The sequence below is a fragment of the Candidatus Marivariicella framensis genome (assembly GCF_982709265.1).
Genome location: NZ_CEXPNT010000001.1, coordinates 43579 through 57908, shown reverse-complemented (window position 1 = coordinate 57908; position 14330 = coordinate 43579). Strand labels below are relative to the sequence as shown.

Genomic DNA, 14330 nt, shown 5'->3' with positions numbered 1-14330 from the left:
TTTAATTATTATTTAAAAATATTAAAATTTAATTTACTCAAGTAATTTTTTCATTTTCATGTAACCGACATTATCTCCAATTGTTCCATATATGTTCATTAATGTTTGAATTGCTTCAACATTTTTATTTAGATCTATTAGTTTATTGAGAAATGGAACACATTCTAAATATAAAGCCTGTCTATTTGATTTCAAAGTATCATACCTTGCATTATCAGCTCTTGAAGTACCTAACGAATTCATTTCGTCTACAATTGCAGATTCTCCAGATAAGATTAGTGATGTTAAATTAAAATAAGCAGTCTCATAACTAGGATCAATTTCAATAGCTTTTTCATAAAATCCTCTAGCTGATTCACTATCACCAAGATCATTATTTACTACGCCTAAGTTGAAGTATAATATTGCGTTGTTTGGATCCTTTTCAATAGCTTGAGATATTAATTCTTTAAATTTCTCCTTTTCACCTAATTCGATATAAATTTCAGCAGCAGTAAGTATTAAGTTTAAATCCTCTGGGTTTGCTAAACGCGCTTCCTTTACAGCTTCAAGAGCTTTATCAGTCTTATCTTGCTTAGCATATATTAAAGCAATATTCTTAACAATTTCCGGATATTTGGAAGGTGTTTCTTCTTCTCTAAAATCAGAATATTCATCGGATTTTTGAAAAAATTTATATTGAGTTGCATCTACAGGGATTTCATTTCCTGTGGCAACTTCTTTTGCAAAATAATTTGTAACAGAACCTGAATATTGCTTTTCTTTTAATTGTAATAAATAGTCTAAAGCCATATTATAATCTAGACCATTAATCGCATTTTGTGAAGCATAATAAAGAAAATCCATGCCAGCATCATTATCAATGGTATAAGCCATATATAATTTTTTTGAAGATTCAATAAATTCTTTTGCTTCACTTTCTTCAATAGCTGCAGTAATAATATCCCCGGATAACACTTTTAAACGCTCTTCTACTAAGACTTTAAAATTAGGATTATCTTTTAATGCCTTATAACTTTTAAGAGCCAACGAAAAGTTTTTGTTATGATGATCAATCCTTGCAGACAAAAACTTTACTTGATTTTTTATTTTATCATCTGCACTATCAAAAAGAGCAACATTATCAGAAATTATTGAATATGATAAGCTAACATCCCCTTTTTTAAATGCTTTTTCAGCCGATTTATATTGTTTTTTTTGAGCAAAAATTGTAATACTTACTAATACAAAAAAAACAGTTGTTATTTTTTTCATTACTTATTATTTTTTGTAAAATTAATAGATTTTATTCAATTATAGGACCTTCACTTATATCAATATTATCTAAATCTTCAATAGCATCATCATCTTTCATAACTTTTGCCACAGCTGCAATTTGATCACGACCTTTTAAATTAATGAGTTTTACACCTTGAGTTGCTCTACCCATTACTCTAAGATTTAAGACTTCCATTCTTATTGCTATACCAGATTTATTAATAATCATTAAATCATCTGAATCAGTTACATCTTTAATAGAAACTAAATCTCCAGTTTTTTCTGTGATAGAAATAGTTTTTACTCCTTTACCTCCTCTATTAGTAATCCTATAATCGTCCAAACTAGATCTTTTTCCATAACCATTTTCAGAAACAACTAGAACGCTAGTGTCCATGTCATTAACAGAAATCATTCCTACAACCTCATCCATTTCATTCTTAAGCCTAATTCCTCGAACACCAGAAGCACCTCTTCCCATTGGCCTAGTTTTACTTTCTTCAAATCTTATTGCTTTACCTGACTTAACGGCTAAAACAATTTGACTAGAACCATTAGTTAATTTTGCTTCTAATAGTTCATCTCCTTCTTTTATAGTTATTGCATTAATACCATTTGCTCTTGGCCTAGAGTACTTTTCTAAAGATGTTTTTTTAACTTGACCCTTCTTTGTAGCCATGATAACATAATGACTATTTATATAGGCTTCATCTTTAAGATCTTGAGTACAAATAAACGCTTTAACCTTATCATCTTGCTCAATGCTTACAAGGTTTTGCATGGCTCTTCCTTTAGATGTTTTTGATCCTTCTGGTATTTCATATACACGCATCCAAAAACATTTACCCTTTTGAGTAAAAAACAACATATATTGATGGTTAGTCCCTACAAAAAGATTTTCTAAAAAATCTTCATTTCTTGTTGTAGAAGCTTTTTGTCCAACACCGCCTCTATTTTGTGTTTTATATTCAGATAATGGAGTTCTTTTAATATAACCAGCATGGGATATTGTAATGACTACTTTTTCATCAGGTATCATATCTTCAATACTGAAATTTCCTCCAGCATATTCAATTTCTGAACGCCTATCATCTCCATACTTTTCCTTTACTTCTTCAAGTTCAGTTTTAATGATCTCCATTCGAAGATCTTTGTCGTCAAGTATGTTATTTAAACCAGTAATCATTTTTTGTAGCTCATCAAATTCAGAACGTAATTTATCTTGTTCTAGTCCCGTGAGTTGTCGAAGCCTCATTTCAACTATGGCCTTAGCTTGAATTTCAGATAATTTAAATTTATTCTTGAGTTTCTCCCTAGCTTCATCTGGACTTTTTGATCCTCTTATAAGAGCTATTACTTCATCAATGTTATCTGAAGCTATTATCAAACCCTCTAAAACATGTGAACGTTCCTCAGCCTTTTTCAATTCAAACTTTGTCCTTCTAACAACAACCTCATGTCGATGATCTACAAAATGCAAAATCATGTCCTTTAGATTTAACATCTGAGGTCTTCCTTTAACAAGAGCTATATTGTTTACACTAAAAGAGGATTGCAAAGCAGTATACTTATATAGTTTATTTAAAACTATATTAGGAATAGCGTCACGTTTTAGAATGTATACAACCCGCATACCTTTTCTGTCAGATTCATCTCTGATATTAGAAATTCCCTCTATTTTTTTATCATTAACTAATTCAGCTGTTTTTTTAATCATTTCAGCCTTATTTACTTGAAATGGAATCTCAGTAACTATAATACATTCTCTACCATTAACTTCCTCAATTATCGCCTTAGCTCTTACAACTATTCTACCTCGTCCTGTGTGAAATGCATCACGTACTCCCTCATAACCATATATAACACCTCCAGTTGGGAAATCAGGGGCTTTAACATGTTGCATTAGAGCATCTATGTCACTTTTGTTTTGTTTGTTTATTTTTAAAAGTTTCTGCTCTGAAATGATTTCTTCTTTTGTAGGAGAATAGTTTTCAGTTGTCACTTTTTCTATTAATGAATCAATAGCTTCGTTTTCATCAACCTCAACTTCTTCAGAAAGACCAGTTTTTTCAATAAAAGTTTTGTTTATGAATAAGATGGTACCATTAATAATTTCAGTTAAATTATGAGGTGGCATATTAGTGGCCATACCCACAGCAATTCCAGAAGCACCATTAACTAATAAATTAGGGATTCTGGTTGGCAAAACAGTTGGTTCCTTCAGTGTGTCATCAAAATTGAGTTGATGATCAACAGTGTCTTTTTCAATATCTGCAAGCATATCCTCAGACATTTTTTTCATTCTTGCCTCAGTATACCTCATTGCAGCAGGGCTATCACCGTCAACAGAACCAAAATTACCTTGACCATCAACAAGTAGGTATCTCAAGCTCCACTCTTGAGCCATACGAACCATAGTGTCATAAACAGAAGTGTCACCATGAGGATGGAATTTACCCAGAACTTCTCCAACTATACGAGCTGATTTTTTGTAACCAGTTGTTGCTCGTATACCTAATTCATGCATGCCATAAAGAACTCTTCTATGAACAGGCTTTAGACCATCTCGAACATCTGGCAGAGCTCGCGACACAATGACAGACATAGAATAATCTATGTAAGCCGATTTCATTTCATCCTCAATATTGATTGGAATCAATTTTTCTTCTGAAGCCATTTTATGTTTTTTTTACAGTATTTACGAAAATAGCTATAAGAGTCTTAATTAATGTCTAAATAAAGGTGTTTTATTTTGAAATTTATTAACATTCAATTAATGAAAATTAATCATAATTTTACACGACAAGAGTTTTGATAAATGGATTTTTTTTTGTCTTTTTAACATGTATATATATATTGGAACATTTATTGCACTATATATTTAAAAGATAATTTTATTTTATGGATGATAATTTTTCACCACGTGTTAAAGATGTAATAGCTTTTAGCAAAGAAGAAGCTGTAAGGTTGGGACATAATTTTATTGGAACTGAGCATTTAATGCTCGGTATATTAAGAGATGGTGGAGGAAAAGCTATCTCAATTTTAACCTCAATGGAGATTAATTTAGATTCATTGAGAAAAAAAGTTGAAATTTTGAATCCAGCAGTTATAGAAACCAACTTTTCAATTAATGAAAAAAAGAACCTTCATCTAACACGGCAGGCTGAAAGAGCATTAAAAACTACTTTTTTAGAAGCAAAGCTTTTTCAAAGTGATTTAATTAATACTGTTCACTTATTATTATGCATTCTTAGAAATGAAAATGATCCAACTACTAAACTTTTACAAAATTTAAGTATAGACTATGAATCAGTAAAAGAACAATTTAAACTTCTGATTTCTAATGACAATAATGAATATCAAGACTTAGCTGAGAGTGCGTCATTTCCTGACGAAAAAGAAAATGATGATGAAGATTCAATAAAAAAAGAAAACCCTTTTATTCCTAAATCAGAATCAAAGTCTAATAAAAAATCTAAAACCCCTGTTTTAGATAACTTTGGAAGAGATTTAACTCATATGGCGTTAAATGACAAACTAGACCCTGTAGTTGGAAGAGAGAAAGAAATAGAAAGAGTTTCTCAAATTTTGAGTCGCCGTAAAAAAAACAACCCTCTCTTAATTGGAGAACCTGGAGTTGGAAAATCTGCTATAGCAGAAGGGTTGGCGTTAAGAATAATTCAGAAAAGAGTTTCAAGAATTTTGTACAACAAAAGAGTTGTGACTTTAGATCTTGCTAGTCTTGTTGCTGGAACAAAATATAGAGGTCAATTTGAAGAGAGAATGAAGGCTGTGATGAATGAATTAGAAAAAAATAATAATATTATTCTTTTTATTGACGAAATTCATACAATTGTAGGGGCAGGAGGAGCTACCGGAAGTCTTGACGCATCCAACATGTTTAAGCCAGCGCTTGCCAGAGGAGAAATTCAATGTATTGGTGCAACAACGTTAGACGAGTATAGACAGAGCATAGAGAAAGATGGGGCTCTTGAAAGACGTTTTCAAAAAATATTAGTAGAAGAGACTTCAATTGAAGAAACTCTTGAAATATTAAAAAACATAAAGGATAAATATGAAAACCATCACAGTGTTACATATACAGATGAAGCGCTTAAAGCTTGTGTAGATCTTAGCTTCAGATATATATCTGATCGCTTTTTACCAGACAAAGCAATTGATGCTCTTGACGAGGCAGGTTCTCGGGTACACATTCAAAACATGAATGTTCCCAAAGAAGTTGTTGAGCTTGAAGATGAGTTAGAAAAAATTAGAGCGCAAAAAACTGCTGTAGTAAAAAAACAGAAATATGAAGAAGCAGCAAAACTTCGTGACGACGAAAAAAAGGTTGAACGAAACTTATTAGCAGCTCAAGAAGAATGGAATGAAACATCTAAGAAAAATAGAATATTAGTTGATGAAACACATATTGCTGATGTTGTTTCTATGATGACTAATATTCCTGTAAACAAAATTGTAAAATCAGAAAAAAATAAGCTTTCCAAACTAAGCTCAACTATATCTGAAAAACTTATTGGTCAAAAAGAGGCTGTTGAGAAAGTAGTTAAATCAATTCAGAGAAACAGATCAGGTCTTAAAGCCCCTGATAAACCTATTGGATCATTTATTTTTCTTGGCCAGACTGGAGTTGGCAAAACTCAACTTGCTAAGATATTAGCTGAGGAAATTTTCGAATCTGAAGAAAATTTGATTCGAATAGACATGAGTGAGTATATGGAAAAATTTGCTATTTCAAGATTAATTGGAGCTCCTCCTGGATATGTTGGCTATGAAGAAGGTGGGCAGTTAAGCGAAAAGGTTAGAAGACGTCCATATTCAGTTATACTTTTAGATGAAGTAGAAAAGGCTCACCCTGATGTTTTCAATATGTTACTTCAGGTTTTAGATGATGGGTTTTTAACCGATAGTTTGGGAAGAAAAGTTAACTTTCAGAACACAATAATTATAATGACTTCAAATATTGGAGCCCGACAATTAAAAGATTTTGGAACAGGAGTTGGTTTTGAAACATCATCCCAAAAAGCTCAATCTGACGATCTTCAAAAGGGGGTAATTGAAAGTGCTTTAAAGAAAACATTTGCTCCAGAATTTCTTAATAGAATAGATGACTTTATTATATTTAATTCATTGGATAAAAAAGCAATATCTAAAATTGTTGAAATAGAATTAAAAAAATTAATGACTCGCGTTGAAAAACTAGGCTATTCAATATCACTAACTAAGTCTGCAAAAAGTTTTATAGTTGAAAAGGGTTACGATACTAAATATGGAGCTAGACCACTTAAAAGAGCACTTCAAAAATATGTTGAGGATCTAATTGCTGAGCAAATAGTTAGTAACTCAATAAATGATGGTGACTCCATCACTATTGATCATTTAAGTGATGACAAGGAACTTACTATTTCTAAGGTAAAAGCAACAACTTCTTGAAAAAACATTTTCCATTATTAACATGAACAAAACATTTTAGACTATTTTTAGTTAAAGTTAATTTCTTAGGTTTTCTTTACATATAATTTAACATCAACCTGTAATAGGTTTTTATTTATCATCTCATGATAAAATGCTTTTTGAATTACGATAAAGGGTACAAAAAACATATTAATATTCAATAGTAATGAAAATTTTAAAATTTGGAGGAACATCAGTTTCAAATGCAAAATCTATAGATTGTGTTTCAGAAATTATTAAAAAAGGCACAAATAAAATCACTGTTGTTGTTTCTGCTCTAGGTGGTGTTACAGACATTCTGTCTCTGATGCTAAAAAAAGCTGGAAGCGGAGATTTAAGTTATAAGAATAAAATCAACGATTTAGAGCAAAGACATATAGAAATTATTAAGAACAGAATTCCTATTAACAAGCAGAGTAATGTAATTAGCTTTGTTAAAAATCAACTTAACTCTCTTGAAAGTCTTCTTGACTCTATTTTCTCATTAAAAGAAATAACACTAAAATCGTCTGCAACTATTACAAGTTTTGGAGAAGTTCTTTCTTGCTCAATTTTATTTGAAATATTAAAAAGTCAAAGTATTGATATCGTTTATGCTGATGCAAGAAAATTAATTGAGACTAAAAAAAAGAATGATCAAGAAATTGTTAACCTAGTCAATACAAAAAATAAAGTACTTGACTTTTTTAAAAAAAACAAATATAGAGTTACATTAATTTCGGGATTTATTTCATCAAATAAAGATGGAGATCCAACAACATTGGGAAGAGGTGGTTCAGATTATTCAGCTGCACTTTTAGCAAATATTTTAGATGCTGATATTTTAGAAATTTGGACAGACGTAAGTGGAATGTATACGGCAAACCCAAAAATAGTAAGTCAAGCCATGCCAATAAAAAATCTATCTTATTTAGAAGCAATGGAAATGTCCCACTTTGGCGCTAAAGTAATTTACCCTCCTACACTTCATCCAATCATTGATAAACAAATACCAATGATTATAAAAAACACTTTTAAACCAAATGATCAAGGGACATTAATAAATAATACTAATAACACTAATGGTCAAATTGTCAAAGGTATTAGTCACATTGACAATGTAGCTCTTGTAACATTAGAAGGAAATGGCATGATGGGAGTTCCCGGATTTTCAAATAGACTTTTTAAAGCAATTTCAAAAAAAAATATTAATATCATAATGATTACTCAAGCATCATCTGAATATTCAATTTGTCTGGGATTAAGAAGTGAAGATTCAGAAATAGCAAAACAATCGATTGATGAAGAGTTTGAGTTTGAAATAAGCCTAGGTAAAGTTAGTCCCTCAAAAATAGAAACTAACATGGTCAACCTAGCTGTTGTTGGAGATAAAATGAAAGATCACCAAGGTATTAGCGGAAAACTATTTAGCAGTCTAGGATCAAATAATATTAATATAAGAGCAATAGCTCAAGGTGCCTCTGAAAGAAATATTTCAATTGTTATTAATAAAGTAAATATTGAAAAAGCATTAAACACATTACATGAAAGCTTTTTTGAATCTCAAATTAAAGAATTAAACCTATACGTAACTGGTGTAGGTAATGTTGGTGGAAAATTATTAGAGCAAATATGTAGTCAAGAAAAATATCTTTATATAAATCTTCATTTAAAAATAAGAGTAATGGGCATTTCAAATTCAAAAAAAATGATTTTGAGCGACAACCCTATAGCTTTAAAAAATTGGAAACTTTCTCTAGAAAATGGTGTTAAGGCAGATAGGACTTTATTTTTTAAACATATAAAATCAAAAAACTTAAGAAATTCTATTTTTATTGACAACACTGCTAGTCAATCAATATCAAAAGAATATTCTAAATATTTAAATAGCAGTATTGGTGTTGTAACTTGTAATAAAATTGCTTGTGCTGATGATTTAAAAAATTATAAGAAATTAAAATCTATTTCAAGAAAATTTAATAGTCCATTTTTATTTGAAACAAATGTTGGTGCAGGTCTTCCTATTATTAACACTTTAAACAACTTAGTTGCATCAGGTGATCGAATATTAAAAATTCAAGCAGTTTTATCTGGTAGTTTAAACTTTATTTTCAACAATTTTAAAAATGGAGTTTCTTTTTCAGATGTAGTTTTGAAAGCAGAGAAACTGGGCTTTACCGAACCCGATCCAAAAAACGATTTAAGTGGAGTTGATGTTGCTAGAAAAATTTTGATTTTGGCAAGAGAATCAGGTTTAGATATTGAAATGGATCAAGTGGAAAATAATTCTTTTTTGCCAGAAGAATCTATTAATTCCTTTTCTAAAGCAGAATTTTATAGTAGTTTAGAAAACAACTCAAATCACTTTAATAAAATATTAAAAGATGCAGAGGCTAAAAAATGCAAACTAAAATACGTAGCTGAGTTAGAAAATGGAATAGCAAGTGTTGGTTTAAAGCATATTAATCAAGGTCATGATTTTTATAATCTCGAAGGGAGTGATAATATAATTTTATTTTATACTAATCGTTATGCTGATCAACCCCTCGTGGTTAAGGGAGCTGGAGCTGGTTCAGAGGTTACAGCCGCTGGTATTTTTGCAGACATCATAAGAATAGGGAAAAAATAATCATGGACTCAATCAAAATATTTTCTCCTTCAAGTGTAGCAAATCTTTCATGTGGTTTCGATGTGCTTGGACTTTGTTTAGATACGATTGGAGATGAAATGATTATAAAAAAATCAAAAAAACCAGGAGTACGTATAATAAAAATTGAAGGTGAAAATCTACCACTTTCTATTGAAAAAAATGTAGCTGGAGTTGCTGCAAAATCTTATCTAAACAAGTTTCCTACAGAAATTGGAATAGAAATAGAAATATATAAAAAAATTAAAGCGGGAAGTGGAATTGGAAGTAGTGCTGCTAGTGCAGTTGGAGCAGTTTTTGGAATTAATGAATTATTAGAAAGAGATATTAAAAAGATTGATCTTATTCCTTTTGCTTTAGAAGGAGAAAAGTTAGCTAGTGGGGAAGCTCATGCTGATAATATTGCTCCAGCAATGCTTGGAGGCTTCACATTGATTAGAGATCTTAAGTCTTTGGATATCATAAAACTTCCTTCACCATCAGAACTTGTTGTTACAATTATTCATCCTAAAATTGAATTAAAAACTTCTCATGCAAGAGCAATTTTAAAAACACAAGTTCCTTTAAAAAACGTGGTAAAACAAACAGCAAATATTGCTGGATTAATAAGTGGATTATATTCAAATGATTATAATTTAATATCTAGAAGCTTAAACGATGAGATAGTTGAGAAAGAAAGATCTTTATTAATACCTAAATATTACTCATTAAAAAATTCAGCTCTAGAGGCCGGAGCTTTAGGTTGTGGAATATCTGGTTCTGGCCCATCAATTTTCGCACTATCAAGAGGCTATATTATAGCAAAGGAAGTCGCTAATAGTTTTAAAAATATTATTTCAAAATTGAATATAGATTTTGATATATATATATCAAAAATAAACTCTAAAGGAGTTAGAAAACTGACATAATGTTATACAACAGCTTAAATAATCTATCTAAATCAGAATCATTCAAAGAAGCTGTAATTAAAGGAATTGCGCCAGATAAAGGACTTTACTATCCTAACGAAATAAAATCATTATCAAAAAAAATAATAAAAAATTTAGATAAATATACCATACATAATATTGCTTTTGAAGCAATATATCAGTTTGTTGGGAATACAATTCCTGAAAAAAAACTCAAATCAATAATTGAAGAAACACTCAATTTTGACTTTCCCTTAATTGAAGTTGATGAAAATATTTTTTCTCTTGAACTATTTCATGGACCTACTTTAGCTTTTAAAGATGTGGGCGCAAGGTTTATGGCTCGATGTTTAGGTTATTTTAATGAAAATTCTAAAGAAAAAATTACTGTACTAGTCGCTACGTCTGGAGACACTGGTGGAGCCGTTGCAGACGGATTTTATAATGTTCCGGGGGTTGAAGTTATAATATTATATCCCAAGGGGAAAGTGAGTGAAGTTCAAGAAAAACAAATGACTACTCTTGGGAAAAATATCATATCTCTGGAAGTCGAAGGAGTTTTTGATGATTGTCAGGATATGGTTAAAAAAGCTTTTATGGATACTCAAATAAATGAAAAAATTAGACTCACTTCTGCAAACTCAATAAATATAGCAAGATGGCTCCCTCAAATGTTTTATTATTTTGCGGGATATCAAAAAGCAAGTAAGTTTAATCTTCCAATAAATTTTTCAGTTCCAAGTGGAAATTTTGGAAATATTTGCGCAGGATTAATTGCACAAAAATTAGGATTACCAATTAATCATTTTTTAGCATGCACAAACCTTAACAATGCTATCCCTAGATACTTGAAATCTGGAGTTTACACTCCAAAACCAACAATTCAAACAATTTCTAATGCTATGGATGTTGGAAACCCAAGTAATTTTATTAGAGTTCAAAAGATTTTTAATAATGATATTCATAAGCTTAAAAAAAATGTGACTGGTTATAGTTTTAATGATAATGAAACAAAAAAATGTATTAAAAATATTTATAAAAAAACTAAATATATACTTGATCCTCATGGTGCTATAGGCTATTTAGGGTTGAAAAAATATTTTAAAAAAAACCCTAATCAAATTGGAATATTTATGGAAACTGCTCATCCTTGTAAATTTGCTGAAATTGTTGAGAAAACTATCAATGAAAAAATTGATATTCCAAAAAAATTAAATAAAACCCTTAAAGGCGTTAAGAATTCAATAAAAATTTCAGATTACAGTCAGCTTAAAGAATACTTGTTAGGAGGTTAATTTGAAAGATTAGGTAAATTAAAATTATCTAATGGACTTTTTAAAATCATTGTCTTTTCAATCAAATCCCATTTTCTAGGTGCAAACTTAGATAGATTCTCATTACCGGTATTTGTAATTAATATATCATCTTCAATTCTTATACCTATTGACCACCATTTAGGATCACAGTTACTTCCTTCAGGAATATATATGCCAGGTTCAACAGTAATAACCATATTTTCTGATAGTAAGCCATAATTTCCTGGATCATGAACGTCTAAACCAATATGATGAGCTACTCCATGAGGATAATAAGTTCTTAGTTCTTTTTCATCTTTTATTATTTCTAATTCTATTAAACCATCAAGAGCAACCATTTTGGTTGCTTCATATATTTGTGAAAATGAATTACCTTTTTTAGCCATTTCAATTCCAGCCTCTTGAGCATCGTAAACTATTTTATATATAAGTCTTTGTTCATCTGTAAATTTACCATTTACTGGAATTGTCCTTGTAACATCAGCTGTATAACCTCCATATTCTGCTCCAAGATCCATCAAAACTAATTGATTTTTAATATTGGTTTTATCATTAGTTATATAGTGTAAAATACATGCGTTTTCACCTGAGCCTACAATAGAGGGGTATCCTTCATGAGCTGCTCCATAACGCTTATATATATACTGATGTAGTCCTTGAATTTCTCTTTCACTCATCCCAGGCTTAACAGCCTTCATCACCTCTGATTGACCGATTGAAGAGATTGCAACTGCTTTTCTTATCAAATCAACCTCTTCAGTAGATTTAATTTCTCTTTGATTGGTTAAATACTTATCTAATAAATCAAAATCAAAATTAAACTCTGGAATAAAAAATGATGAATCACTATTTACCTCTTTCATGAAGTCTTCAGTATTTATTGATATGAATTTTTGAATTATTTTATCATTTAATAAGTGTTTATTTCTATTCGAAAAAAAACGAAGTTGTTTTTTTAATCTCTCAATATCTTTATTATTTACTGAATAAATTAAATTATACCATTTGAAAACTTCGGGATTAAAATCATTTGGATAATTTATTTTATTTTTTAATTGATTTTGAAGGTCAAAAAGATCACTTTCATCTGCAATTATATCTTTTACATCAGTTTGAAATGGGTTTAATAAAACTTTATTAAAATTATCAAAATTGAAATTCATTTTTGAAAAACTTTTTTTACTTAAAACTCTATCAAAACCTAATTTTCTTGCTCCTTCTACCCCTTTTCTTTTTCCATTCCACTGTTCATCATCAGGATTTCTTTCTCTAACAAATAAAATTTCATTATAACTCCCTATACTGTCTTTTATGTTATTTTTAAATATCACTAAAACAGAGTGAGGCTCTCTCCACCCAGAAAGATAGTAGTAATTAGGGTCAGGGTGATAAGAATAGTAAACGTCGTTTGATCTATTTCTAACTGGATTTGAAAACAGAACAGAGACGCTATTATCTGGCATTTGATCTCTTAAATTATTTCTATTTTTTAAATGAAATTCATTTGAGATTCCATACTTATCCTGCGCAATTAAATCCACATGTAAAAGCAATGAATAAATAATTAAAAATTTATAAAGTGTTTTAGTTGTCATGTGTAAAAATGAATTTAATTTTGAATAATTATAATTATAAAATTAATATTTTTAAAATTTAAAAATGACAAAAACAATTTTAAATAGTATTCATAAAAATTTGGGAGCCAAAATGGCGCCATTTGGAGGATATGAAATGCCAATTCAATATACAGGTATAAAAAAAGAACATTTGGCAGTCAGAAATAGTGTTGGTGTATTTGATGTTTCCCATATGGGGGAGTTTACAGTTGAAGGATCGAATTCATTAAGCTTATTACAAAAAATTTGTAGTAATGACATTGAAAAAATTAAAATTGGAAAAGCACAATATAATTGTTTGCCAAATGAGAAGGGTGGAGTTGTTGATGATTTAATTATTTATCGAATTGAAAAATATAAATATTTTTTAGTTGTAAATGCCTCAAACATTGATAAAGACTGGAAATGGATTAGTAAATGGAATAAACAATTCAAAGCTAAAATCAATAATATTTCTAGTCAAATCTCTTTATTAGCAATTCAAGGTCCTAAAGCTATTGAGGTAGCTCAACGTTTATCAAAAGCTGATTTAAACTCTTTATCGTATTATAGTCATATAACTACAACCTTTGCAGGTAAAAAAAATGTGATAGTAGCCACTACAGGTTATACTGGATCAGGAGGTGTTGAAGTTTATTGTAAAAATGAAGATACTATAGAAATATGGAAACTAGTTTTTGAGGCCGGACAAAAATTTAATATAATTCCAGTTGGATTAGCTGCAAGAGATACGCTTAGAACAGAAATGGGATATTGTTTATATGGAAACGAAATAAATGATCAAACATCTCCAATCGCAGCGGGCCTAGGTTGGATAACAAAGCCATCTTCTGGATGCATAAACAATAAGCAGTTTGAAAATGAAAAAATAAATGGAACAAATAAAAAATTAATTGGACTCAAAATGTCAGAAAGGGGAATTCCAAGATCAGGGTATAAAATTTTTAACAATTTTAATATTGAAATTGGTTTTATAAGTTCAGGGACTCATTCTCCATCTTTAGAGATAGGTATTGGACTAGGATATATTGATTCTAAATATTCATCCATTGGAACCGAATTGTATGTTGAAATAAGAAATAAAAAAATAAAAGCGTCAATAGTAAAGTTGCCTTTTATAAAATAGTGGTTT

Annotated in this window: 8 protein-coding genes; 5 read left to right on the top strand and 3 right to left on the bottom strand. The window is 29.9% G+C overall.

The genetic code is table 11. The features are described 5' to 3' along the window. Positions 1–33: 33 nt before the first annotated feature. Complete coding sequence (locus tag AC34EU_RS00265; RefSeq protein ID WP_487532913.1) at positions 34–1254, bottom strand: tetratricopeptide repeat protein; 1221 nt, start codon at positions 1252–1254, stop codon at positions 34–36. Between the two features lie 31 nt (positions 1255–1285). Next, positions 1286–3934: a DNA gyrase subunit A gene (locus tag AC34EU_RS00260; protein WP_487532912.1), complete on the bottom strand. Its 2649-nt coding sequence runs from the start codon at positions 3932–3934 to the stop codon at positions 1286–1288. Between the two features lie 224 nt (positions 3935–4158). On the opposite strand from AC34EU_RS00260, the gene AC34EU_RS00255 reads away from it, so the two are divergent. The 4 genes from AC34EU_RS00255 (at position 4159) to thrC (ending at position 11561) form a co-directional block, all read left to right on the top strand. Further along, positions 4159–6711 (top strand): ATP-dependent Clp protease ATP-binding subunit, encoded by a 2553-nt coding sequence (locus tag AC34EU_RS00255; protein ID WP_487532911.1) that lies wholly within the window; start codon positions 4159–4161, stop codon positions 6709–6711. A gap of 187 nt (positions 6712–6898) precedes the next feature. Next, entirely contained in the window at positions 6899–9340 is a 2442-nt protein-coding gene (gene thrA / locus AC34EU_RS00250) for a bifunctional aspartate kinase/homoserine dehydrogenase I (protein ID WP_487532910.1), read from the top strand. A gap of 2 nt (positions 9341–9342) precedes the next feature. After that, positions 9343–10266 carry a homoserine kinase gene (locus AC34EU_RS00245; protein ID WP_487532909.1) on the top strand — a complete coding sequence of 308 codons (924 nt, stop codon included), beginning with the start codon at positions 9343–9345 and terminating at the stop codon, positions 10264–10266. Next, complete coding sequence (thrC, locus tag AC34EU_RS00240) at positions 10266–11561, top strand: threonine synthase (RefSeq protein ID WP_487532908.1); 1296 nt, start codon at positions 10266–10268, stop codon at positions 11559–11561. Before AC34EU_RS00245 ends, thrC begins: the two co-directional genes overlap by 1 nt. Here thrC and AC34EU_RS00235 read toward each other — a convergent pair. Then, the gene (locus AC34EU_RS00235) at positions 11558–13177 is read right to left on the bottom strand and encodes an aminopeptidase P family protein (RefSeq protein WP_489666788.1); all 1620 of its coding nucleotides are present in this window, start codon (positions 13175–13177) and stop codon (positions 11558–11560) included. The genes thrC and AC34EU_RS00235 overlap by 4 nt on opposite strands. 64 nt (positions 13178–13241) lie before the next feature. On the opposite strand from AC34EU_RS00235, the gene gcvT reads away from it, so the two are divergent. Then, complete coding sequence (gcvT, locus tag AC34EU_RS00230) at positions 13242–14324, top strand: glycine cleavage system aminomethyltransferase GcvT (RefSeq protein WP_487532906.1); 1083 nt, start codon at positions 13242–13244, stop codon at positions 14322–14324. Positions 14325–14330: the final 6 nt, after the last annotated feature.